At 73.9% G+C, this 23743-nt stretch carries 20 protein-coding genes; 9 read left to right on the forward strand and 11 right to left on the reverse strand.

Annotation, left to right across the window (positions count from 1 at the left end; genetic code table 11):
* Nucleotides 1–141: 141 nt before the first annotated feature.
* Together nrfD and SM611_RS22750 are read right to left on the reverse strand one after the other, a co-directional pair.
* Entirely contained in the window at nucleotides 142–1242 is a 1101-nt protein-coding gene (gene nrfD, locus SM611_RS22745; RefSeq protein WP_371951903.1) for an NrfD/PsrC family molybdoenzyme membrane anchor subunit, read from the reverse strand.
* Nucleotides 1239–2153 carry a 4Fe-4S dicluster domain-containing protein gene (locus SM611_RS22750; protein WP_371951904.1) on the reverse strand — a complete coding sequence of 305 codons (915 nt, stop codon included), beginning with the start codon at nucleotides 2151–2153 and terminating at the stop codon, nucleotides 1239–1241. Before SM611_RS22750 ends, nrfD begins: the two co-directional genes overlap by 4 nt.
* A gap of 107 nt (nucleotides 2154–2260) precedes the next feature.
* On the opposite strand from SM611_RS22750, the gene SM611_RS22755 reads away from it, so the two are divergent.
* Nucleotides 2261–2659: a PaaI family thioesterase gene (locus SM611_RS22755; protein WP_371951905.1), complete on the forward strand. Its 399-nt coding sequence runs from the start codon at nucleotides 2261–2263 to the stop codon at nucleotides 2657–2659.
* A 41-nt stretch (nucleotides 2660–2700) separates the two neighbouring features.
* Here the strand turns inward: SM611_RS22755 and SM611_RS22760 are convergent, their stop codons facing one another.
* Complete coding sequence (locus SM611_RS22760; RefSeq protein WP_371951906.1) at nucleotides 2701–3558, reverse strand: PaaX family transcriptional regulator; 858 nt, start codon at nucleotides 3556–3558, stop codon at nucleotides 2701–2703.
* 162 nt (nucleotides 3559–3720) lie between these two features.
* On the opposite strand from SM611_RS22760, the gene SM611_RS22765 reads away from it, so the two are divergent.
* The 3 genes from SM611_RS22765 to boxB all read left to right on the forward strand — a co-directional run bounded on the left by SM611_RS22765 (nucleotide 3721) and on the right by boxB (nucleotide 8526).
* Entirely contained in the window at nucleotides 3721–5325 is a 1605-nt protein-coding gene (locus tag SM611_RS22765; RefSeq protein WP_371951907.1) for a benzoate-CoA ligase family protein, read from the forward strand.
* An 84-nt stretch (nucleotides 5326–5409) separates the two neighbouring features.
* A complete protein-coding gene (boxC, locus tag SM611_RS22770; protein ID WP_371951908.1) occupies nucleotides 5410–7095 on the forward strand; it encodes a 2,3-epoxybenzoyl-CoA dihydrolase in 1686 nt (561 codons plus the stop codon).
* A gap of 3 nt (nucleotides 7096–7098) precedes the next feature.
* A complete protein-coding gene (gene boxB / locus SM611_RS22775) occupies nucleotides 7099–8526 on the forward strand; it encodes a benzoyl-CoA 2,3-epoxidase subunit BoxB (protein ID WP_371951909.1) in 1428 nt (475 codons plus the stop codon).
* Nucleotides 8527–8577: 51 nt separating this feature from the next.
* On the opposite strand, the gene SM611_RS22780 is transcribed toward boxB, so the two are convergent.
* The gene (locus SM611_RS22780) at nucleotides 8578–8973 is read right to left on the reverse strand and encodes a hypothetical protein (protein WP_371951910.1); all 396 of its coding nucleotides are present in this window, start codon (nucleotides 8971–8973) and stop codon (nucleotides 8578–8580) included.
* A 141-nt stretch (nucleotides 8974–9114) separates the two neighbouring features.
* Entirely contained in the window at nucleotides 9115–10257 is a 1143-nt protein-coding gene (locus tag SM611_RS22785; RefSeq protein ID WP_371951911.1) for an acyl-CoA dehydrogenase family protein, read from the reverse strand.
* A 73-nt stretch (nucleotides 10258–10330) separates the two neighbouring features.
* On the opposite strand from SM611_RS22785, the gene SM611_RS22790 reads away from it, so the two are divergent.
* Entirely contained in the window at nucleotides 10331–10918 is a 588-nt protein-coding gene (locus SM611_RS22790; RefSeq protein ID WP_371951912.1) for a TetR/AcrR family transcriptional regulator, read from the forward strand.
* Between the two features lie 18 nt (nucleotides 10919–10936).
* On the opposite strand, the gene SM611_RS22795 is transcribed toward SM611_RS22790, so the two are convergent.
* Genes SM611_RS22795 through SM611_RS22810 form a run of 4 tightly spaced genes read right to left on the reverse strand, consistent with a single transcriptional unit; the run spans nucleotide 10937 to nucleotide 14797 of the window.
* Nucleotides 10937–11539 carry a GTP-binding protein gene (locus tag SM611_RS22795; RefSeq protein ID WP_371951913.1) on the reverse strand — a complete coding sequence of 201 codons (603 nt, stop codon included), beginning with the start codon at nucleotides 11537–11539 and terminating at the stop codon, nucleotides 10937–10939.
* Nucleotides 11520–11897, reverse strand: a complete 378-nt coding sequence (locus SM611_RS22800; protein ID WP_371951914.1) for a DUF742 domain-containing protein — start codon at nucleotides 11895–11897, stop codon at nucleotides 11520–11522. The genes SM611_RS22795 and SM611_RS22800 overlap by 20 nt, the downstream gene beginning before the upstream one ends.
* A 6-nt stretch (nucleotides 11898–11903) precedes the next feature.
* Nucleotides 11904–12344 carry a roadblock/LC7 domain-containing protein gene (locus tag SM611_RS22805; RefSeq protein ID WP_371951915.1) on the reverse strand — a complete coding sequence of 147 codons (441 nt, stop codon included), beginning with the start codon at nucleotides 12342–12344 and terminating at the stop codon, nucleotides 11904–11906.
* On the reverse strand, nucleotides 12341–14797 hold the full coding sequence (locus tag SM611_RS22810; protein WP_371951916.1) for a sensor histidine kinase: 2457 nt from the start codon (nucleotides 14795–14797) through the stop codon (nucleotides 12341–12343). Before SM611_RS22810 ends, SM611_RS22805 begins: the two co-directional genes overlap by 4 nt.
* Before the next feature lie 555 nt (nucleotides 14798–15352).
* Between SM611_RS22810 and SM611_RS22815 the strand changes: the two genes are divergently transcribed.
* On the forward strand, nucleotides 15353–16873 hold the full coding sequence (locus tag SM611_RS22815) for a M20/M25/M40 family metallo-hydrolase (RefSeq protein WP_371951917.1): 1521 nt from the start codon (nucleotides 15353–15355) through the stop codon (nucleotides 16871–16873).
* A 49-nt stretch (nucleotides 16874–16922) separates the two neighbouring features.
* Here SM611_RS22815 and SM611_RS22820 read toward each other — a convergent pair whose 3' ends face one another.
* Complete coding sequence (locus SM611_RS22820) at nucleotides 16923–17750, reverse strand: LLM class F420-dependent oxidoreductase (RefSeq protein ID WP_371951918.1); 828 nt, start codon at nucleotides 17748–17750, stop codon at nucleotides 16923–16925.
* Nucleotides 17751–17812: 62 nt separating this feature from the next.
* On the opposite strand from SM611_RS22820, the gene polA reads away from it, so the two are divergent.
* Entirely contained in the window at nucleotides 17813–20446 is a 2634-nt protein-coding gene (gene polA, locus SM611_RS22825) for a DNA polymerase I (protein ID WP_371951919.1), read from the forward strand.
* On the opposite strand, the gene SM611_RS22830 is transcribed toward polA, so the two are convergent.
* On the reverse strand, nucleotides 20443–21510 hold the full coding sequence (locus tag SM611_RS22830) for a maleylacetate reductase (RefSeq protein ID WP_371951920.1): 1068 nt from the start codon (nucleotides 21508–21510) through the stop codon (nucleotides 20443–20445). The two genes, polA and SM611_RS22830, sit on opposite strands and share 4 nt — an antisense overlap.
* A gap of 61 nt (nucleotides 21511–21571) precedes the next feature.
* Between SM611_RS22830 and SM611_RS22835 the strand changes: the two genes are divergently transcribed.
* Nucleotides 21572–22069: an inorganic diphosphatase gene (locus SM611_RS22835; protein WP_371951921.1), complete on the forward strand. Its 498-nt coding sequence runs from the start codon at nucleotides 21572–21574 to the stop codon at nucleotides 22067–22069.
* Nucleotides 22070–22130: 61 nt separating this feature from the next.
* Nucleotides 22131–23678 (forward strand): FAD-dependent monooxygenase, encoded by a 1548-nt coding sequence (locus SM611_RS22840; protein ID WP_371951922.1) that lies wholly within the window; start codon nucleotides 22131–22133, stop codon nucleotides 23676–23678.
* The last annotated feature ends 65 nt before the right edge of the window (nucleotides 23679–23743 follow it).

The following is a 23743-nucleotide window of genomic DNA, read 5'->3' on the forward strand; positions in this document are numbered from 1 at the left end:
AACTCCTGTCACGGGGCGCCTGGCGGGCGTCTGGAGGGGGTGGGGACGGCCGTCCGCGAGCACCGTGAGAATGCTCTCTTCTTGCAGCCTCGTCAAGAGTTTGCGCAAGATTTCAACTAACTTGCAGAAAGGCGACAGGTGTCAGGCGGTCGCCTCCGTGCCGCGCGCGTCGACGCGTTCCCGCTGGGGAACGACGGTGTACTTGGGGTCCTCGGCGGACTGGATCCCGGCGTGGAAGATGCCGAAACGCGTGCAGGCCGAGCCCGCCAGGAGCGCCGCCCCGCTGAGCGCCGCCGCCGCGCGGCCGCGCCCGGCCGGCAGCACGCTCCCGGCGGTGCCCGCGGCCGACAGGATCTCGCCCGCGCGCATGAACCGGCCGGCCTTGCCCCTCTTGTACGGCTCGGCGGCCAGTCCGGCTCGGCGCTCCAGCAGTTTGGCCGCGGCCAGCTCCAGGAGCGCCCCGGCCACGGCTGCGGTGCGCATCGGTCCCGTCTCCCGGACGGGCGCCGCGACCAGCGCCATCCCGGCCGCGGCGGTCGTGGCCGAGCCGGCGAAGACGAACGGCAGCTCGCGCCTTCCCTCGTGCCACGCGGGGACCGCGGTGTCGGCGATCAGCACGGCGGTGTAGACCGTCACGACGGGACCGAGCGCGGCGGCCGCGGCGGTGGCGGCGCCGCCGAGCCGCGGGAGGATCCCCGCCGCGTCCAGGACGGCCGCGCCGCCCGCCGCGGGCCCGTAGGCGGCCAGCACCCAGGAGCCCACGCTCATCGGCGAGGTCGGCTTCATCACCCGCAGCATGTTGGAGAACCGCTCCGGGCGCCCGAGGTCGTGGATCAGCGCGGCCGTGGAGCCCGCGATGGCGGCCAGCGAGGAGATCTTCAGCGCCCGCGCGGCGGCGGGCCGCCCGGTGAGCTGCGCGGCCGCGGCCATCGTCGAGCCGGCGCCGGCCAGCCCGCCGAGGAAGAGGTACGCCGCGACGTCGGCCGCCTTCCAGACCGGCGGCTTCAGGACGGGCAGGCCGTAGTAGGAGGTGAACTCGGCCTCCGGCACCATCGCCTTCTCGCCGCGCCCGCCGCGCCCGCCGCGCCCGCCGCGCCCGCCGCGCCCGCCGCGCCCGCCGCGCCCGCCGCGCCCGCCGCCCCGCCTGCGGCCGTCCCGTCCCCGCAGCCCCCTGCCGACCTGCGCCTCCCGGCCGGGCCGCGCGCCGCGCATGCCGTCCCTGCCCACCTCCGCCTCGCTCACCGGGCACCTCCGCCGCGGCCGTGGGCGGCGAAGACCGCGGCGAGACCGCCGGCCAGCGCGACCGCCGCCAGGCCCGCGTTCCGCCACATGGCCGGCAGGTCGCGCGTGGTGACGACCGGGTCCGGCGGGAGCCCGTACACCTCCGGCTCGTCGAGCAGCAGGAAGAACGCGCCGTCTCCGCCGACGCCGTCGTCCGGGTCGTGCCCGTAGAGGCGGGCGTCCTCGACGCCCAGCCCGTGGAGCTGCTCGACGCGCATCGCGGCCCGCTCGCGCAGCTCCTCCAGCGGCCCGAACTGGATGGAGTCGGTCGGGCACGCCTTCGCGCAGGCCGGCTCCTGCCCCGCGCCGAGCCGGTCGTAGCACAGCGTGCACTTCCAGACCCGCCCGTCGTCCTTGCGCTGGTCGATGACCCCGTACGGGCAGGCGGACACGCAGTAGCCGCAGCCGTTGCAGATGTCCTCCTGGACGACGACCGTGCCGAACTCGGTGCGAAACAGCGACCCGGTGGGGCACACGTCCAGGCAGGCGGCGTGCGTGCAGTGCTTGCACACGTCCGACGCCATCAACCAGCGGAGGTCGGTCCCGCCCCCGCCCGCCACCCCCGGTGCCTCGCCGTGGTCGACGCCGGCCTCGGCGTGCCCCATCGGCTTGCCCTGCTCGATGAAGGCGACGTGCCGCCAGGTGTCGGCGCCGAGCCCCTGCGTGTTGTCGTAGGACATGCCGGTGAACTCCAGGCCGTCCTCGGGAATGGCGTTCCACTCCTTGCAGGCCACTTCGCACGCCTTGCAGCCGATGCAGACCGACGTGTCGGTGAAGAAGCCCATCCGCGGAGGGGCGTCGGTGTGGCCGGCGTTGGCGGCGACGTCGGGCTCGGCTCCCGCGAGCAGGTTCCGTCCGACCAAGCTGCTCATCGATGGGACCTCCCGTCCGCGCTGACGAACCTTCTCCCGACTTCCCGGCGGGGCGCCTCCTACACCCGCGTTGACGGGGATTTCGGCGCCTGGATAGCTTCTGGGGCATGACCGCAGAGCGCATCGATTACGCGGGCCCGCTCGACCAGACGCTCGGACTCGTCGTGACCGAGGCGTCCGAGCGGGAGGTCGTGGCCGAACTCGAGGTCACCGACAAGCTCATGCAGGCGTACGGGATCGTCCACGGCGGCGTGTACTGCGCCATCACCGAGACGGTGTGCAGCATGGGCGCCGCCATCACCGTCGGCCTCGACAGCCAGGTCGTCGGGATCAGCAACCACACGCGGTTCATCCGCGCCGTGCGCGCCGGGCGGCTGGTGGCCCGCGCCCACCCGGTCGACCGGGTGGGCGACCATGTCACCTGGCAGTCGACGATCACCGACGACAAGGACCGCGTCGTCGCCGAGGGCACCGTCAACCTGCTGAGACTCACCCCGCCGGCCTAGGCGCGCCGACCCGGGGACGTCTCCGGCCCCGGAGGCGCCGGTCAGGCGCTCATCGCCTTCCACTGCCGGTCGGCGACGGGGCGCCAGGCGTCGTGGCGCTCGTGGAAGAGCGCGAACGCCTGCGAGCCGCTCCAGTCGTCCGGGAGCAGCTCCGCCGGGAGGCCCGGGTCGAGGAACGGGAACCGGCGCCACTCCTGGACGAGCCTCGCGTGCGCGGCGAACGTGCCGGGGTCGTCGGCGGGACGCAGCGCGCCGACGGCGTCGAGGAAGTCCTCGTAGGCGAGTTCGATCTCGTCGAGGTCCCACGCCTGCCGGGCCACGCGCCGTGCCTCGGCCAGGTCGCCGAGGCGACCGGTGAACAGGGTGGAGGTCTCGGCGACGCCGATCTCGGCGAGCACCCCGCGGACCTCCGGCTCTCGCTCGGGGTGCGGGCTGACCCACACGCCGGGGGAGAGGTTGCCGAGCCCGTTCCAGGCGAGCCGCGTCCGCAGCAGGTGGCGGAGCTTGCGGTTGGTCTCCGGGACGGTCGCGAGGACCAGCAGCCACCGCCCGTCCCAGTCGCCGACCGGGCCGCCGAAGCCGTAGATGCGGTCGGTGCCGTCGGTGAGTAGCCGCTCTCCGGCCGGGGTGAGCCGCCAGGCGGTGCGGCGGCCGTGCCGCTCCCCGGCGAGCCAGCCCTCGGCGGCGCTGCGCGCGAGCGCCTGCCGGACGGCCTTCTCCTCCACGCCGAGCAGCCCGAGCGCCCGCAGGAACGCCGCCGTCCAGACCGGCTCGCCGCCGGGCAGGACGAACTCGCCCAGCACGGTCAGCAGCAGCGACCGCGCGCTCGCCGCGCCCAGCTCGCGCCGCCGCCGGAACTGGGGCCGCGGATGCGCCGCGTCCTCGCCGGATCGGGCCATGTGCCCCTCCTCCCGAGCCCTTCTGGGGCGCGGCCGTCCATGGAACGCTGTCCAGTATCGCGCGCGGGGGCGCGCGACCGGCCATCATTCCACAGAACTATTGACTAGCGTTTTGACCATGTAGAGCATGAGTGCCTCGGTTCCCGGCGACTGGAGACCCCGATGACCGCTGAGACGGCGACCGCACCGGCCGTGCCCGACGCCTTCAACGCCTCCGCGTACCTGCTCCAGGCCGCGTCCCGGGCGGATACCGGCGGCCGGCCGGCCGTCACCGGGCCGGGGGGCGATCTCGGCTACGCCGAGCTGGCCGAGCTCTCCGAGCAGATCGCGGCAGGGCTGGAGGCGCGGGGGCTGCGCGGCGAGGAGCGGGTCGTGCTGTTCATGGCGGACGGCCCGTCCATGGCCGCCGCGATCCTGGGCGCGATGCGGCTAGGGGCCGTCCCGGTGCCGGTCTCCACGATGCTGACGGGCGCCGAGCTGGCCGCGCTGCTGAACGACGCGCGGGCCAGGGTGCTGCTGGTCAGCGACCGGTTCGCGGTGGCGGCGGAGGCCGCGCTCGCGCAGGCGCCCGGTGTCCGGCACGTGGCGGTGGAGGGGGGCGCCGTTCTGCAGGCGCCGCCCGGCGTGCGGGTGGGGCCCTTCGAGGACCTGGTCCGGGAGGGGCGGGAGCGCGGCGGCAAGCCCGTCGACCCGTACCTGACCTCGGACGACTCCAGTGCTCTGTGGCTCTACACGTCCGGGACGACCGGCAAGCCGAAGGGCGCGATGCACCGGCACGCCAACATCCGGCACGTCGTGGAGACCTACGGCCGCCAGGTCCTCGGCATCACCCCGGAGGACCGCTGCTACTCGGTCGCCAAGCTCTTCTTCGCCTACGGCATCGGCAACTCGCTGTTCTTCCCGCTCGCCGCCGGCGCCACCACGATCCTGGACCCGGACCGGCCGACGCCCGCGTCGGTGGCCGGGCGGCTGGCCGAGTACCGCCCGACGCTGTTCTTCGCGGTGCCCACCTTCTTCGCCGCGCTCCTGAACGCGGACGTGCCGGCGGAGGCATTCGCGTCCGTCCGGCTGGCGGTGTCGGCGGGCGAGCCGCTGCCGGCCGAGCTGTGCCGCCGCTTCACCGCCAGGTACGGCGTGGAGATCATCGACGGGATCGGGTCGACGGAGTGCCTGCACATCTTCCTGTCGAACCGTCCGGGCCGGGTCCGCCCCGGGACCACGGGCACCGCCGTCCCCGGCTACGAGCTGCGGATCGTGGACGGCGACGGCGCCGACGTCGAGCCCGGCACGCCGGGCTCGCTGCTGGTGAAGGGCGAGTCGATCGCGACCGGGTACTGGTGCCGCACGGACACCACCCGCAAGGTCTTCCAGGGCGAGTGGCTGCGGACCGGCGACACCTACGTGGTGGACGAGGACGGCTACTACACCTGCCTCGGCCGGACGGGCGACATGCTCAAGGCCGGCGGGATCTGGGTGTCGCCCGCCGAGGTGGAGGGGCGGCTCCTGGAGCATCCGGCGGTGTCGATGGCCGCGGTCGTCGGGCTGCCGGACGCCGACGGCCTGGACAAGCCGGTCGCCGCCGTCGTCCTCAAGGAGGGCGCGTCGGCCGCGCCGGCGGAGCTGATCGAGTTCTGCCGGGCGGGGCTCGCGTCGTTCAAGCGTCCGCGCGAGGTGCTGATCCTGGACAAGCTGCCCACGACGCCGACCGGGAAGCTGCGCCGCTTCGCCGTCCGGGAGCTGGCCGCGACGATGCTCGGCACGCCCTGACCCCGCGGAGCCGCCCTCGTCCCGGGCGGCCGCACGGACCAATATGCTACAAACTATTGACGAGTAAAACACAATCTGTGGAGCATGGTGGAGACGACCCCGGCGGAAGGACATCTCATGGGCACCGGCCCGCACGTGGAGTTCCGGGTGGAGCCGTCCGGCTACCGGCACTGGAGCCTGGACGTCGACGGCCCGGTCGCCACCCTCACAATGGCGGTGGACGAGCAGGGCGGCCTGGTCCCCGGCTACGAGCTGAAGCTCAACTCCTACGACCTGGGCGTGGACATCGAGCTGTACGACGCCGTCCAGCGGCTGCGGTTCGAGCATCCGGGGGTGCGGACCGTGGTGATCACCAGCGGCAAGGAGAAGATCTTCTGCGCGGGCGCCAACATCCGGATGCTGGCCGCGTCCCCGCACTCCTGGAAGGTCAACTTCTGCAAGTTCACCAACGAGACGCGCAACGGCATCGAGGACGCGACGGCGAACTCCGGCCAGACCTACCTGGCGGCCGTGAACGGCACCGCGTCCGGCGGCGGGTACGAGCTGGCCCTCGCCTGCGAGCACATCATGCTCGTGGACGACAGGTCCACCGCCGTGTCGCTGCCGGAGCTGCCGCTGCTCGGCGTCCTGCCCGGGACGGGCGGGCTGACCCGGGTGTCGGACAAGCGGCGCGTGCGCCGCGACCGCGCCGACTACTTCTCCACCAAGGCCGAGGGGCTCGGCGGCAGGAAGGCCGTCGCGTGGCGGCTGGTCGACGAGGCCGTCCCCCGCACGTCCTGGGACGCGACGGTCGCGGAACGCGCCGGGGAGCTGGCGGCGCGCTCGTCCCGCCCGGCCGGCGCCGAGGGCGTCGCGCTGACCCCGCTGGAGAAGGAGCGGACCGCCACGTCCGTCTCCTACCGGCACGTGTCGGCGACCCTGGACCGCGGCGCGGGCGCCGTCGAGATCACGATCGCCGGCCCGGACGCGCCCCCGGCGGACTTCCACCGCGCGGACTTCTGGACGCTCGCCATGACCCGCGAGCTCGACGACCTGATCCTCGACCTGCGCACCAACGAGCTCGAACTCGGCACCTGGGTGTTCCGCACGACCGGCGAGGCCGAGCACGTCCTCGCCCATGACCGGCTCCTGCTGGACAACGCCGGCGACTGGCTCGCCAACGAGATCGTCCACTACCTCAAGCGGACCCTGAAGCGGCTGGACGTCACCAGCCGCAGCCTCATCGCCCTGATCGAGCCGGGCGGCTGCTTCGCCGGCTCGCTGCTGGAGGTCGCGCTCGCCGCCGACCGCACCTACCAGCTCGACGGCGTCTTCGAGGACGTCGACCCGGACGCCGACCCGGCCGCGCTCACCGTGGCCGCGATGAACCTCGGCCCGCTCCCGATGGGCAACGGCCTCACCCGCCTGGAGACCCGCTTCCTCGGCGACGGCGAGGCCCTCGGCGCCGTCCGCGACGCGGCCGGCAAGCCCCTGGAGGCCGCCGACGCCGAGCGCCTCGGCCTGGTCACGTTCGCGCCCGACGACATCGACTGGGACGAGGAGGTCCGCATCGCGGTCGAGGAGCGGGGGAGCTTCAGCCCCGACGCGCTGACCGGGCTGGAGGCCAACTACCGCTTCCCCGGCCCGGAGACCCTGGAGACCAAGATCTTCGGCCGGCTCACCGCCTGGCAGAACTGGATCTTCACCCGTCCGAACGCGTCCGGCCCCGACGGCGCCCTGCGGCGCTACGGCACCGGGCGGCGCGCCGACTTCGACCGAAAGCGAGTGTGACCCGTGGGGACCGGCAGGGCGGGCGCCGCCGACTACACCGAGAAGATCCCGAACAACGTCGGCCTGCACGAGGACCGGCGCCTGCGGCGGGCGCTGGAGTCGTGGCAGCCGAACTTCCTGCACTGGTGGGAGTCGATGGGGCCGACCCTGCCGGCGCGGGACGTCTACCTGCGCACGGCCGTCAACGTCGGCCGCGAGGGCTGGGCGCACTTCGGGCACGTCGCCATGAAGGACTACCGGTGGGGCATCTTCCTCGCCGAGCGCGACGGCGACCGGCGCATCGGCTTCGGCGCGCACAAGGACGAGCCCGCCTGGCAGAAGGTGCCGGGGGAGTACCGCGCCGACCTCCAGCGGCTGATCGTGATCCAGGGCGACACCGAGCCGGCGTCCGTCGAGCAGCAGCGCAACCTCGGCGCCACCGCGCCCAGCCTGTACGACCTGCGCAACCTGTTCCAGGTGAACGTCGAAGAGGGCCGCCACCTGTGGGCGATGGTGTACCTCCTGCACGCCTACTTCGGACGCGAGGGGCGCGAGGAGGCCGAGGAGCTCCTGCACCGCAACTCCGGCAGCGAGGAGTCGCCCCGCATCCTGGGCGCGTTCAACGAGGAGACGCCCGACTGGCTCTCCTTCTTCATGTTCACCTACTTCACCGACCGGGACGGCAAGTACCAGCTCGGCACGCTGAAGGAGTCCGGCTTCGACCCCCTGTCGCGGACCTGCGAGTTCATGCTCAAGGAAGAGGCCCACCACATGATGGTCGGCACCACGGGCATCGACCGCGTGGTGGAGCGGACCGTCCAGCTCATGAAGGAGCACGACACCGACGACGTCACCCCGCACGGCGCGATCTCGCTCGACGTCATCCAGAAGTACCTGAACTTCCACTACTCGGTGTCGCTCGACCTGTTCGGCTCCGAGACGTCCAGCAACGTCGCCAACTACTACACGGCCGGGCTCAAGGGCCGGTGGATGGAGGACCGGCGCAAGGACGACCACCGCCTCACCGACGACGCCGTCATGGTGGACGCCCTGGTCGACGGCGCCATCGCCCAGCGGGAGGTCGCCGCGCTGACCGGCCTGAACACCGACCTGCGCCGCGAGTACATCTCCGACTGCCAGAGCGGCGTCAACCGGTGGAACCGCATCCTGGAGGGCGCGGGCCTGCCGCAGCGCCTCTACCTGCCGCACGTCGCCTTCAACCGGAAGGTCGGCGCGTTCGCCGGCATCGAGGCGACCCCGCGGGGCGAGATCCTGTCCGCCGGCGAGTGGGAGAGGCGCGTGGGCGCCTGGCTTCCGACGGAGGTCGACAAGACCCACGTCCGGTCGCTGATGCGGCCCGTCCACGAGCGCGGCAAGATCGCCGCGTGGATCGCCCCGCCCCGCAACGGCATCAACGGCCGCCCGTTCGACTACGAGTACGTCCGGCTCTAGCCCGGACGCCTCCGGGATCGGCATGGCCCGCGTGAGACACGGCCTCGCGGGTCATGCCCCCGTTCCCGGGCGGGGCGCCGGGTAGAGCCGGAGCCAGGCGGTGCCGGACGCGGCGTCGTCCACCTCGACGCGCTCGAACCCCTGCCCGGTGGCGCCGACCGTCCGGTGCACGGCCGAGGAGACGATCAGCCCGAGGACCGCGGAGCCGGACGCCAGCCGCCGCCGCAGCACGTCCGCGCCCAGCAGCCGGGCGGCGCGGGCGAGCGCCGCCCCGGTGACCCCGTCCGGGGCGGCGAGCACCGGGCCCGTGTCGACCGCGACTCGCACCTGGAACCGGCGGGCCTCCGCCGCGCCTCCGTCGTGCCGGCCGATGCGCTCGGCGAACGCCCGCACCAGCGGGTCCGCCGGCGCGCTCGCCGGGACCCCGGGCGGGACGACGAGCAGCACGCCGTCGCCGCGGTCCTCGTGGTGGCACGCGGCCCAGGAGACCCCGGCGACGTCGAACGACTCCTCCAGCGACCGGTACAGGATCCGCCGGATGGCGGCGCGGTCCGCCTCGGTGCGGGCCGCCGGGCCCGTCCCTCGGCCTTACCGCGCGAGGTGGCGGGAGATGACGAGGCGCTGGATCTGGTTGGTGCCCTCGAAGATCTGCATGACCTTGGCCTCGCGCATGAAGCGCTCCACCGGGAAGTCGCGGGTGTAGCCGGCGCCGCCGAGGACCTGGACGGCGTCGGTGGTGACCTTCATGGCGTTGTCGGTGGCGACCAGCTTGGCGATCGACGCCTCGCGGCCGTAGGGGCGGCCGGCGTCCTTCAGGCGGGCGGCGGACAGGTAGGTGGCGCGGGCCGACTCGATGGCGGCGGCCATGTCGGCGAGGACGAACGCGAGGCCCTGGTGGTCGATGATCGCCTTGCCGAACGCCTCGCGCTCCTTGGCGTAGGCGACCGCCGTGTCGAGGGCGCCCTGGGAGAGGCCGGTGGCGACGGCGGCGATGCCGAGGCGGCCCGCGTCCAGGCCGGCGAGGGCGATGGACAGCCCCTGGCCCTCGTCGCCGAGGAGGTTGCCGGCGGGGACGCGGGCGTCCACCAGGCGGACCGTCGCGGTGGTGGAGCCCATCAGGCCCATCTTGTCCTCGGGCTCGTCGAACTCCAGGCCCGGGGTGCCGGCGGGGACGTGGAAGCAGGAGATGCCGCGCGCCTTCTCGTCGGAGGTGCGGGCCATGACGGTGTAGAAGTCGGCCTTGCCGCCGTGGGTGGTCCACGCCTTGGCGCCGTTGAGGACGTAGGAGTCACCATCGCGGCGGGCCCTGGCACGCATCGCGGCCGGGTCGGAACCGGCGTGCGCCTCGGAGAGGCAGTACGCCCCGAGCCGCTCGCCGGAGAGCATGCCGGGGAGCCACCGCGCGCGCTGCTCGTCGGTGCCGTAGGCGAAGAGGGGGAAGCAGGAGAGGGCGTGCACGCTGACGCCGACGCCCACGCTCGCCCAGGCCGCGCCGATCTCCTCCAGGACCTGGAGGTAGACCTCGTACGGCTGGCCGCCCCCGCCGAACTCCTCCGGGTAGGGCAGCGTCAGCAGACCGGCCCGGCCCAGCGTCGTGAAGACCTCGCGGGGGAACGTCCCGGTGCGCTCGGCGTCCGCGGCGCGCGGCGCCAGCTCCTTCGCCGCGATGTCGCGGGTGAGCTCGATCAGGTCCTCGGACTCGGGGGTCGGCAGCTGCCGGGTGGCGGGCATGGGCGGTCTCCTTTCGGCCCGCCAACAGTACCAAAGGCGGTACTGGCGAACCTGTTTTGGTACTGTCCAGGTCATGACCTCGGTGGACGAGCGGGCGACGCGGGCCTCGCGGCGGCGGGACGCCCTGGTCGAGCGGCTGATGGAGGTGTTCCTCGAACGCGGGTTCGCCGACCTGGGCGTCGCCGACCTGGCCGCCGTCCTGCACTGCTCGAAGAGCACCCTCTACGCGGTGGCGGCGAGCCGCGAGCAGATCATCGCGGCCGTGGTGCGCGCGTTCTTCCGCCGCGCGACCGAGCGGGTGGAGGCCGCGCTCGACCCGGACGCCGAGCCCCGCGAGCGGGTCGGCGCCTACCTGCGGGCGATCTCCGCGGAGCTGGCCCCCGCGTCGCCCGCGTTCTTCGCCGACCTGGACGCCTTCGCCCCCGCCCGCGAGATCTACAAGCAGAACACGCGGTTCGCGGTCCGGCGCGTGCGGGGGCTCGTCCGGGAGGCCGCCGGGGACGCCGACGCGGCGTTCGTCGGCGCCGTCGCGGGCCGGGTGATGGAGTCCATCCACCGCGGCGAGATCAAGGCCGAGACCGGGATGGACGACGCCGCCGCCTACGCCGCGCTGGCGTCCCTCATCGTCGCCCGGATGGCGGCGGGCCGGCCCGCCGGCTAGGCCCGCGCTAGGTCTGCGCTAGGTCTGCGCCGCGTGGAGGGCGTGCTCGACCAGCGCGATCAGCACGCCCCTCGCCACCTCGCGGCTCCGCACGTCGCACATCAGGACGGGCACGTCCGGGTCGACGTCGAGGGCGGCGCGGATCTCGTCCACGCTGTAGCGGCGGGCGCCGTCGAACTGGTTCGCGGCCACGATGAACGGGATCTCCCGCTGCTCGAAGAAGTCGATGGACGCGAAGCTCGTGCTGAGCCTCCGGGTGTCGACCAGCACGATCGCGCCGACCGCCCCGTAGGCGATCTGGTCCCACATGAACCAGAACCGCTCCTGGCCGGGCGTCCCGAACAGGTACAGCCGGACGCCGCCGGAGAACGTCAGCCGGCCGAAGTCCATCGCCACGGTCGTGGTCGTCTTGCCCTCCACGCCGCCGAGGTCGTCCACCCCGACGGACGCGTCGGTGAGGGTCTCCTCGGTGCGCAGCGGCCGGATCTCGCTCACCGCGCCGACGAGCGTCGTCTTGCCGACGCCGAAACCGCCGGCCACCAGCACCTTCAGCGTGTGCGTGGGGATGTCGTCGTGCGGCGCGTACGGCGTCGCGGACGGGTTAGAGACGGCGAAGTTCATCGAGCACTCTCATCAGGATGCGGGGGTCGGGGCGGTCGGACGGCTCCGCCGCCTGCGGGACCTCTTCGATCAGGCCGTACTGGTGCAGGTCCTCCAGCAGGATCTGCACGACCCGGTACGGGAGGTCGGTCTCCGAGGCCAGGTCGGCGGGCGTGGACGGCTGGCGGCACAGCTCGAGCAGCCGCCGCTGCTCGCGGGACAGCCACACCCGGTCGCCCGGGGTGCGGCCGGTCGAGACCAGGATCGTCACCAGGTCGACGACGAGCCCGCGGGGGCGGGTGCGCCCGCGGGTCACCGCGTACGGCCGCACGACCGGGCCGGCGTCCCGCCCGATCCAGCGCTCTCTCGGAGTCTCCACGACCGGTCAGCCCGAGGCACCCGGCCGCAGCGACGCGTCCTCGGGCGCCGGGGTGCGCGGCGACGCCGCCAGCGCCCGCCGCACCCGCTTGATCAGCATGGTGGTCTCGTAGGCGACGAGCCCGGCGTTGCCGTCGGCGTCGCTGAGCACCGCCAGGCAGCTCCCGTTGCCCGCCGGCATGACGAAGAACAGCCGGTCGTCCAGCTCCACCACGGTCTGCCGCACCTGCTTGGCCTGGAAGTGCTCGCGGGCGCCGTTGGCGAGGCTGTGGAAGCCCGACGACAGCGCCGCGAGGAACTCGGCGTCCTTGCGGGTGACGTTCCCCGAGGCGCCCATGACCAGCCCGTCCCGGGATAGCAGGACGGCCTGGCGGACCTCGCCGACCCGTTGCACCAGATCCTCGAGCAGCCAGTCGAGCTCGCCGGTGGCGTGGCCCTGCCGGGTCATGATTCCCCCCATTCGTCGCGTGGATCGAGATCGCCCGGTTCGTCGTCGGCGACCCTGCCCCGCAGCCATCCCGACTGTAGCGAGGCCATCAGGTCGCGGCTGAGCTCCGGACTCGGCTCCTCGAAGTCGTCGTCCGGCCGCTCGGCCGGTTCCGAGTGCCGGGTCACCGAACGTTTGCGCAGCTGAGGTGCGAGGTTGCGCTGCCGCACCCGGCGCGGCAGCCGGCCGGTGACCTCGCTGTCCTCTGCCTGCCCCGGTTCCGGCTCCTGCTCCGGCGGCCGGGACCGGCCATCGGTGCGACCGGGCGCCTCGGCGGGCGCCGCCGGATCGAAGGCGGCGGTCGCGTCGAACACGGCGGGCGCGTCGAACGCCCGGGCGTCGAAGGAGCCCCGCGTCTCGAAGGAGCCGGGTTCCTCGAAGGCGCCTGGAGCGTCGAAGGAGTCCGGCTGGTCGAAGGAGCCCGCTGCGTTGAAGGAGACGGGCGGCGGCTCCGCCGGCGGGGCGCCCGGCTGCCGCGGCGGGCCGGCCGGGCCGGGCAGCGCGGGGCGGATCGGGCGGCCGAGCCGGGGCGCGTCCGCGCCGGACAAGCCGGGCTGCGTCACCGCGGGATCGCCGATCGCCTGCTGCCAGTGCTCGTCCAGCCTCACCAGGGCGTGCGGGACCAGGACGATCGCGGTCGTGCCCCCGTACGCCGACGGCTGCAGCGAGACCTTGATGTCGTGCCGGGCGGCCAGCCGGGCGACGACGAACAGGCCGAGCCGCTCGGTGTCGACGAGGTCGAACTCGACGGCGCTGGCGAGCCGCCGGTTGAGCTCGTCCAGCTCGTCGGGGTGCAGGCCGATGCCGCGGTCGACGACCTCCACCGCGAGCCCGTTGGCGACCGTCTCGACCTTGACGGTGACCTCGGTGGTCGGCGGGGAGTAGGCGGTGGCGTTCTCGATCAGCTCGGCGAGCAGGTGGATGACGTCGGCGACCACGTCGCCGGTGACGGCGGCCGACGACGCGCCGGTCACCTCGATGCGGGTGTAGTCCTCCACCTCGGCGATCGCGGCGCGCACCACGTCCTCGGCGGCGACGGGCCGGTCCCAGGCGCGCACGGTCGGCGAGCCGGACAGGATGACCAGGCCCTCGGCGTGCCGCCGCATGCGGGTGGTCAGGTGGTCGAGGCGGAACAGGTCGTCCAGCTCCTCGGAGCTGGAGGCGCGCCGCTCCATCTGGTCCAGCAGCCGCAGCTGCCGGTGCAGCAGCGACTGGCTGCGCCACGACAGGTTGACGAAGACCCGGTTGATGCTCGCGCGCAGTTCCGCCTCGCCGATCGCGGTGCTGATCGCCGTCCGCTGGACGCTCTCGAACGCCTCGCCGACCAGCGCGACCTCCGTGGTCCGCCCGCTCGGCGGGCGGGGCGTCTCGGCCTCCAGGTCGACCCGCTCGCCGCGCCGCAGCCGCGCGACGACGCGGGGCAGCCGCTCGTTCGCCAGCTCCTGCGCCGACCGCTGCAGGCGCCGCAGCTCGTCGGCGTGCCGGCGGGCGAACAGCAGCGACAGCACGATGGACGCGATGACGGCGAGCAGCCCGACGCCGCCCGCCAGGTAGACCCGCAGCATGATCCGGTCGCTGGCGGGCGCGACCTCGTCGTTCTGGAACTGCTCGCCGGTCTTGGCGACGGTGCCGAGCCACACCTGCCCGGCCGCGTTGACGGCGGCCCGCCACTGCTGCGGGTCGGGGGCCTTGCCGTGCTGGACGACGGCGTTCTCCAGCGCGACGTAGCCGGTGTAGGCGGGGGAGTTCACCAGCCCGCTCATGGTCCTGGCGATGTCCCCGCTGAGCCCGATCGAGCCGAGTTCGATCAGCTCGGCGCGGACGCCCGCCCAGCGGGCGAACGCGGCGCGGGCGCCGGCCGTCAGCCGGCCGCCGCGCAGCGCGGTCAGCAGCGCGTCCTCGCGCAGCATGTAGTCGCGCGCCCAGAACACGTACAGCAGGCCGTTGCTGTGCTGGTAGACGCCGACGTCGTTGAGGGTCACCAGCGTGGTCAGCAGCCGGACGGTGTTGTCGAGGGCCGTGCTGTAGGCGTTGATGGCCTCCAGCGGCGGCACGTTCCGCGCGGTGATCTGCGACCGGATGCTGGCCAGCTGGTCGAGCTGGTTGACGGCGTTCCGGGTCCGCTGCAGCTCGGCCTCGGTCAGGCGCCTCGTGGCGTCGGGGGCCAGCATCACCTTGCGGAAGGCGGCCACCGCCTGCTGGGTCCTGCCGGTGGCCTCCTGGAACTTCTGCGAGGCCGCCGCGGACGGCGACGTGAGCGCGTCGACCGCGGCGGCGCGCTCCTGCTGCACCGACTGCATGGCGAAGGCGGCCGGCTCGGTGGACTGGTCGCGGCTCGCGGCGTACTCGTTGCGCTGGAGCGCGTCGTCCAGCGCGGGGACGGCCGCGTACGTCCACACGGCCACGAGCGACACCAGCGGCACCGCCAGGAGGAGGACGATCCGGCGCCCGATCGGACGCGTGTGCGGACGCCCGTGCGTTCGGCGCGCCTGATCCGGACGAGCCTGATCCGGACGCGCCTGTTCGGGACTCGACAACGGCCCACTCCTGATCGTCGGCGGCCACCTGCAAGGTTGACGAAGCATACTCACGCCGATTTGTCCGGTGCCAGCGGCCTCACCTGCTGGAACTCGAATCCGGGGAAGCACGGAGAGGGACCGCGGGCGGAATCGGCGGGCGATCCGGGGCCGTGCCGGGCCCGCCGCCGTTTCCGCAGGTCAGCGCGTTCACCCGAACACCATTCTGTCCCTGACCTTGGAAAACGCGTTCGCTCGCCGGTCGTGGTGATCGACACGAGCGGTACAGCGGGTCGAGACGGACGGTAATCGCGCGAAGTGTGTCGATCTTGTTAACCAAGCGCAAAAAGAGGCCAATATTGGCCGTTTTGATGCTGAGTCGTGTCTTGTTGCGTGATTTGACGCGTGTCAGGCTTCGGGTTGCTTCGTCCCCCCACAAACGGAGACCTAGTCATGCGCAGAGCCGCGCTCGCGACCCTGGCCGGGCTGTCGCTCGCAGCCGCCGCCCTGGCGGCGGTGCCCGCCGAGGCCGCTCCCCCCGCCCCCGCCGAGCTGGCCAAGCTGGTCACGCTGAAGAACGTCCGCCACCACCAGCTGAACCTGCAGAAGATCGCCGACGCCAACGGCGGCAACCGGGCCGCCGGGCTCCCCGGCAACAAGATCACCGTCAAGTACATCGCGGACCAGCTCAAGCGGGCCGGATACACGCCCACCGTCCAGAACTTCACCTTCGACTTCTGGCAGGAGACCGCCGAGCCGGTCTTCGCCGAGACCGCGCCCGAGGCGAAGACGTTCGCTCCCGGCACCGACTACGCGACCCTGCAGTACTCCGGGTCGGGCGACGTCACCGCCGCCGCGACCCCGGTCGACTCCGGCGCCACCGGGGACGGCAGCGGCTGCGAGGCCGACGACTTCGCCGGCTTCCCCGCGGGCCACATCGCGCTGATCCAGCGCGGCGGCTGCTTCTTCTCCGTCAAGACCGACAACGCCATCGCCGCGGGCGCGTCCGCCGTGGTCATCTACCAGCTCCCCGACCAGCCGGGGCCCGTCGCGGGCACGCTGACCACCCCGTACGACATCCCGGTCATCGGCCCGACCAACGCGGTCGGCAAGGCCCTGGTCGAGCAGGCGAACAACGGCGGCGTGACACTGCGCGTGACGACCGCCGTGCTCAACGAGAAGCGCGAGGCGGCCAACGTCGTCGCCGACACGAAGCGCGGACGCGCCGACAACGTCGTGGTCGTCGGCGCGCACAACGACAGCGTCACCGAGGGCCCCGGCATCAACGACGACGGCTCGGGCACCGCGACGCTGCTGGAGATGGCGAAGCAGATCCGCAAGCTCGGCCCCGAGGTCCGCAACAAGGTGCGGTTCGCGTTCTGGGGCGCGGAGGAGGAGGGCCTGCTCGGCTCCCAATACTACGTCGACAACCTCCCGCAGGCCGAGCGCGACAAGGTCGCGCTGATGCTGGACTTCGACATGCTCGCTTCGCCCAACTACGTGAACTTCGTCTACGACGGCGACGACAGCGCGGGCGAGAACAACGTCGAGCCGCCCGCCGGGTCCGGTGCGATCGAGAAGGCGTTCAACGACTACTTCGCCGGCCGGGGCCTCGCCACCGACCCGACGCCGTTCAACGGGCGGTCCGACTACAACGCCTTCATCACCGCGGGCATCCCCGCGGGCGGCGTCTTCACCGGCGCCGAAGGCATCAAGACGCCCGAGCAGGCACAGGCCTACGGCGGCACGGCCGGAGTGGCCTACGACCCGTGCTACCACTCGGCCTGCGACCGCTACGACAACGTCGACCTGACGGGCTTCGACCACATGATCGACGCCACCGCCGCCGTCACACAGCTGTTCGCGCACAGCACGCTGACGGTCAACGGCAACGAACTGGCCAGGCGCGCCGCGCCGGCGCGGCCCGCGAAGCGGACCGTGCCGGACGAGATCGGGATCTACGCGACCCGATAGCCCGTCCAGGGGAGGGACGCGCCCGGCTCCGGGCGCGTCCCTCACCCGTTCAGCCCAGCGCCTCGGCGATCGCGCGCAGCGCGGGCCGCGGGTCGCCGTCGCCCAGCACCTGGACGGCCACCTGGTCGGCGCCCGCGTCCAGGTGCCCCCGCACCCGCGCGGCCAGCGCCGCCGCGTCGCCCTGCGCGATCAGCGCGTCGATCAGCGCGTCACCGCCCCCGTCCGCCACGTCCGCGTCGGTGAAGCCGAGCCGCTTGAAGTTCCCCACGTAGTTGCGCAGGCCCAGGTACATGCGGGCCGCCTCCCGCGCTGTCGCGCCGGCCCGCGCGACGTCGGTGTCGAGCACGACCTTCTGCTCCGGGACGAGGAGCGGCCCGGCGCCGAGCGTCTCCCGCGCCTCGCGGGTGTGCTCGGGCGTGGTGAAGTACGGGTGCGCGCCCGCGGTGCGCTCCGCCGCCAGCCGCAGCACTTTCGGGCCGAGGGCGGCCAGTACCCGCCACTCCGCCGGGACGCCCGCCGCGTCCAGCGCGTCCAGGTAGCCGACGATCGTCTCGTACGGGCTGCGGTACTCCCGCGTCGCCTCCGGGTGGCCGATCCCGACGCCGAGCAGGAACCGGTCGCCGTACGCCTCCCGCAGCCGGCGGGTGGACGCCGCGACCTCCTCGGCCGGCGTCGCCCACATGTTCACGATGCCGGTCGCGATGACGATCCGGTCGGTGCCGGCCAGCAGCCGCTCGGCGATCCTCAGGTCGCCGCGCGGCGAGCCGCCGATCCAGATCGTGCCGTAGCCCAGGTCCTCGACGTCCTTGGCCAGCTCCGGATCCAGCGCGTTCCACGGCCGCCAGATCCCCAGCCGGCCCAGTTCGATCTTCGTCATGTCGCTCCCAACACCCCGTCCGGCCGTTTCATGCCCCTTTCCCGGGTGCCAGGATGTGAGACATGACCGACCGGCCCCGCCTGCTGCTCCTGGACGGCCACTCGCTGGCCTACCGGGCGTTCTACGCGCTGCCGGTGGAGAACTTCAGCACCACGGCGGGGCAGCCGACGAACGTCGTCTACGGGTTCGCGAACATGCTGGCCAACGTGCTGCGGGACGAGCGCCCGACGCACGCGGCCGTCGCGTTCGACGTGTCGCGCCGGACGTTCCGCACCGAGGCGTTCCCCGAGTACAAGGCGACCCGGGCGCGGTCGCCGGAGGAGTTCGGCAGCCAGCTCGCCGTCCTGGACCGGCTGCTCGCCGCGATGGGCGTGCCCGTCCTGCGGGCGCCCGGCTACGAGGCCGACGACGTCATCGCGACGCTCGCCGCGGCGGCGGAGGCCGACGGCATGGACGTGCTGATCGTCACCGGCGACCGGGACGTCCTCCAGCTCGTCGGCGACGGCGTCACCGTCCTGTACTTCTACCGGACGGCGTCGGAGATGATCCGCTACACGCCGGAGGCGGTGCGGGAGAAGTACGGCCTGACCCCGGCGCAGTACCCCGACTTCGCGGCGCTGCGCGGCGACCCGTCCGACAACCTGCCGGGCATCCCGGGGATCGGGGAGAAGACCGCCGCCAAATGGATCCGCGAGTTCGGGTCGCTCGACGCCCTGCTGGAGCGCGCCGGCGAGGTGAAGGGCAAGGCGGGGGAGCGGCTGCGCGCCGCGCTGGACTCGGTGCGGCTCAACCGGCGGCTGACCGAGCTGGTCCGCGACGTGGACCTGCCGGTGGCCCCCGCCGACCTGCGGCGCGGCCCCTACGACCTGCCGGCGTTCACGGCCCTGCTGGACGAGCTGGAGTTCCGCAACGCGAGCCTCCGGCAGCGCCTCTTCGCCGCCGACCCCGGCGGCGGCCGCGCGGCGGAGGCGGCGCGGCCCGAGCCGGTGAAGGGCCGCGAGCTGGGCCCGGACGAGCTGGCCGGCTGGCTCCGGTCCCACGCCGCCGGGCTGACGGGGCTGGCCGCCGACTGCACCTGGGAGCGCGGCGCGGGCGGCGTCGCGCGGATCGCGCTCGCGGCCGGCGACGGGCACGCGGCCTCCTTCGAGCCGTCCGGCCTCACCGGGGACGACGAGCGCGCCTTCGCGGACTGGCTGGCCGACCCCGCCCGTCCCAAGGCCCTGCACGACGCGAAGTCGCTGCTGCGCGCGTCCGGCGAGCGCGGATGGCGGCTCGGCGGCGTCGCCACCGACATCGCGCTGGCCGCCTACCTGCTGCTGCCCGGCCTGGCCGCCTACGGGATCGCCGACCTCGCGGGCCGCCACCTCGGCCGCCGCCCGCCCGCCGACGGGGCGGCCGGGCTGATGCTGAGCGCCCGCGCCGTCCTCGACCTCGCCGGGACGTTCGCCGCCGACCTCGCGTCCACCGGCATGGACGAGGTCCTCCGCGACGTCGAACTGCCGCTGTCGCACCTGCTCGCCCGCGCCGAGCGCGCCGGGATCCACGTCGACGCCGGCCTCCTGGACGAGCTGGAGCGGCACTTCGCGGACGCGATGGAGCGCGCCGCCGACGAGGCCGCCGGCATCGCCGGCCGCCGCTTCAACCCCGGCTCGACCAAGCAGCTCCAGGAGGTGCTGTTCGGCGAGCTCGGGCTGCCGAAGACCAAGAAGATCAAGTCCGGCTACTCCACCGACCTGGACGCGCTGACCTGGCTCGCCGCCCAGACCGACAACGGCCTCCCGCAGGTGCTGCTGCGCCACCGCGACCAGGCGCGGCTGCGCACGACCGTCGCCGGGCTGATCCGCGAGACCGGCGCGGACGGCCGCATCCACACGACGTTCCAGCAGACCGTCGCCGCGACCGGGCGGCTCACCTCGACCGAGCCGAACCTGCAGGTCATCCCCGTCCGGACGGAGGAGGGCCGGCGCATCCGCCGCGCGTTCACGCCCGGCGCCGGATACGAGTCGCTGCTGACGGCCGACTACGGCCAGCTCGAACTGCGCGTCATGGCGCACCTGTCGCAGGACCCGACGCTCCTCGCCGCGTTCGAGTCCGGCGAGGACCTGCACGCGACGATGGCCGCGCGGGTGTTCCAGGTCGCCCCCGGCGCCGTCGCCCCCGACATGCGGCGCAAGATCAAGGCGATGTCGTACGGGCTGGCGTACGGGCTCTCGGCGTTCGGGCTGGCCAAGCAGCTCGGTATCCCGGTGGCGGAGGCGCGCCCGCTGATGGACGCCTACTTCGCCCGGCTCGGCGGCGTCCGCGACTACCTCGACCACGTCGTCGCCGAGGCCCGCGCCACCGGCTACACCCGCACGGTCCTCGGCCGCCGCCGCTACCTGCCGCATCTCACCAGCGACGACCGGCAGCGCCGCGAGACCGCCGAGCGGATGGCGCTGAACGCGCCGATCCAGGGCTCCGCCGCCGACATCGTCAAGATCGCGATGCTGCGGGTGGACGAGGCGCTCACCGCCGCCGGGCTGCGCAGCAGGCTGCTGCTCCAGGTGCACGACGAGATCGTGCTGGAGGTGGCGCCGGGGGAGCGGGGCGCCGCGGAGGAGATCGTCCGCGACCGGATGACGACCGCCTACCCGCTCACGGTCGGCCTGGAGGTCGCCGTCGGCGCCGGCGCCGACTGGAACGCCGCCGCCCACTAGGCGGCCGGAGGACGTCCCTCCCAGGCGTCGCCGAGCAGCGCACGCAGGCCCGCCTCCTCCACCGGACGCGGGTTCGCGAACCCGCCGCCGACGGCGCGCGCGACGACGCCGTCCAGGTGGGCGGGGTCGGCGCCGAGATCCCTGAGCGAGCGCGGCGACCCCAGCGAACCGGCCAGGTCCCACAGCGCGCGGGCCGGATCGTCGCGCCCGAGCGCCCGGCGCAGCGCCCGCACGGCGTCCGGCGCGGCGGGGGCGTTGTAGGCGAGCGCGTGCGGCAGCAGGACGGTGTGGGTCTCGGCGTGCGGCAGGTTCAGCGACCCGCCGAGGATGTGGCACAGCTTGTGGTGCAGGCCCATCGTCGCGGCGCCCAGGCACGTCCCGCAGAGCCACGCCCCGTACAGGGCCTCGGTGCGCGCGGTCAGGCCGCCGGGGTCGCGGACGACCTCCGGCAGCGCCGCGGCCAGCGCGCGCACGGCCTCCTCCGCCATCAGCGAGACGACCGGCGCGCCGTCGGGCGCGTACAGGGCCTCCACGGCGTGGGCCATCGCGTTCATCCCGGACGCCGCCGACACCGCCGGCGGCAGCCCCAGCGTCAGGGACGGGTCGTACAGAACCGTCCGGGCCAGGACCCGCGGGTCGCGCCCGGTCCGCTTGACGCCGTCCTCGGTCATGCCCCACACCGGCGTCATCTCCGACCCGGCGTACGTCGTCGGGACGGCCACGGCCGGCAGCCCCGTCTCCCTGGCGACCGCCTTGGCCAGGCCGACCGCCGACCCGCCGCCGAAGGAGACCAGCCCGTCCGCCTCGGCGTCCGCGGCGGCCCGGCACGCCTCCGCCGCGACGCCCGCCGGCACGTGCGTCACGGCCCCGGCGTGGACGCCCGCCGCCCGGCCGCCGAGCAGCGCGGCGACGCGCCCGGCGTCCGCCCGCCGGCCCGGCGTCGACAGCACGAGGACCCGCGACAGGCCGAGCGCGTCCACCTCGGCGGGCAGGTCCTCGAGCACGCCCGCGCCGAAGACGACCCGGACGGGAAGCGGCTGGTAGGCGAATCGCGGCGCGTCCATGCCCCGACTCTACGATCACCCGTTCGCAGTGCGGGTAGGGTCCGCTGGAGGGGAGGTACTCATGGAGATCGAGATGGTCGTCGAGATCCCCGGGGGATCGCGCAACAAGTACGAGATGGACCACGCGATCGGCCGCATCCGCCTCGACCGGATGCTGTTCACCGCGACCCGCTACCCGCACGACTACGGGTACATCATCGACACCCGCGCGGAGGACGGCGACCCGCTGGACGCGATGGTGCTGCTGGAGGAGCCCACGTTCCCCGGCTGCCAGGTCACCGTCCGCAGCGTCGGCGTGTTCTGGATGCACGACGAGAAGGGGCCCGACGCCAAGATCCTCACCGTCCCGTCGCGGGACGTCCGGTACGCCGGGATCGGCGGCCTGGCCGACGTGCACGAGCACATCCTCGACGAGATCGCGCACTTCTTCGACATCTACAAGAGCCTCGAACCGGGCAAGTCCGCCGACGTCCGCGGCTGGCAGGACCGGGACGTCGCCGACCGGACGATCGCCGAGGCCGTCGAGCGCGCCCGGACGACGGAGAGCCCCACCGCCTGACCCCCCGGGCGACCGGCGCGGGCGCTTTACCCGGGCCGGTCCGCGGCGCACCATTTCAGGAGTGGGCGCTCTCACGGAACCGGTCGTGGTCGTCGGCGCCGGGCCGGTCGGGCTGGTCACGGCGCTGCTGCTGGCGCGGCACGGGGTGCCGAGCGTGGTGCTGGAGGCCGCCGCCGCCCGCGACCCGGCCGGGTCGCGGGCGATCTGCTTCCAGCGGGACGTGCTGGACGTCCTCGACCGCGCCGGCTGCGCCGCGCGCATGATCGCCCGCGGCGTGACCTGGACGACCGGCCGCACCTACCACCGCGGGGACGAGCTGTTCGCCGTCACCTTCCCCGACGCGGGGCGCGGCGAGGTGCCGCCCTGGATCAACATCTCCCAGGCGGAGGTGGAGGCGCACCTGCGGGACCTCGCCGCCGCCGAGCCGCTGGTGGACGTCCGGTACGGCCATCCGGTCCGCGGCCTCCGCCAGGACGCGCGCGGCGTCGAGGCCGACGCCGGTGCCACCGTGCGCGGGACGCACGCCGTCGGCGCCGACGGAGGGCGGAGCGCCGTCCGGGACCTGCTCGGCATCGGCTTCCCCGGGCGCACGTTCGACGACCGGTTCCTCATCTGCGACATCCGCGCCGACCTGCCGTTCCCGAGTGAGCGCCGGTTCTACTTCGACCCCGAGTGGAACCCGGGCCGGCAGGTCCTCCTCCACCCGTGCCCGGACGGGACGTGGCGCATCGACTGGCAGGTCCCCGCCGACCTCGACCTCGACGCCGAGCGGCGGTCCGGCGCGCTCGACGCCCGCATCCGCGAGATCGCCGGGGACGTCCCGTACGAGATCGTGTGGGCCACCGTGTACCGGTTCCACGAGCGGTGCGCCGAGCGGTTCGCGTCCGGCCGCGCGTTCCTGGCCGGCGACGCCGCGCACCTGTACGCGCCGTTCGGCGCCCGCGGGCTGAACTCCGGCGTCCAGGACGCGGAGAACCTCGCGTGGAAGCTCGCCTTCGTCCGGCACGGCTGGGCCCCGCCGGACCTGCTGCGCAGCTACGACGCCGAGCGCCGCGCGGCCGCCGCCGAGAACCTCCGCGTGACCACGCGGACGATGGAGTTCCTCGTCCCGCGGACGCCGGCGCAGCGGGCGCGCCGCCTGGACGCGCTGGCGGCGGCTCGCACCCACCCCGACCCGCGGGCGATCGTCGACTCCGGCAGGCTCGCCGAGCCGTTCTGGTACCTGGACTCGCCGCTGACCACCCCGTCCGGCCCGGTGGACGGCTTCCCGCGCGAGGCCGGGGCCGCCCGCCCGCCGCTGCCCGGCGTGCTCTGCCCGGACGGCCCGTGCGCCGCCGACGGGCGGGCGACCCGGCTGCGCCGCCTGTTCGGCACGCGGTTCGTGGTCCTGACCGGCGGGCGGCCCGGCGCGCCGCCGCCCGCCCGCGTCCCGTACGAGATCCGCGCGCTGGACGACATCGACACCGACGGGGTGCTCCGGACGGCGCTGCGGGCGGGCCCGGACACGGTCCACGTCGTCCGCCCGGACGGGCACCTGGCGGCGGTCCTCCCGGCCTACGACCCCGTCGAGGTGGCCGGGGCCCTGCATCGGGCCTGCGGCCGGACGTGATCGACCTCACCCGCCGCGGCCGTGCCCGGCCGTGTACGGTCAAGATCTTCCGAGCCGGAGGTGGG

This window comes from Actinomadura monticuli, from assembly GCF_041463655.1.
In the GTDB taxonomy this organism is placed as follows: Bacteria; Actinomycetota; Actinomycetes; order Streptosporangiales; family Streptosporangiaceae; genus Spirillospora; species Spirillospora monticuli.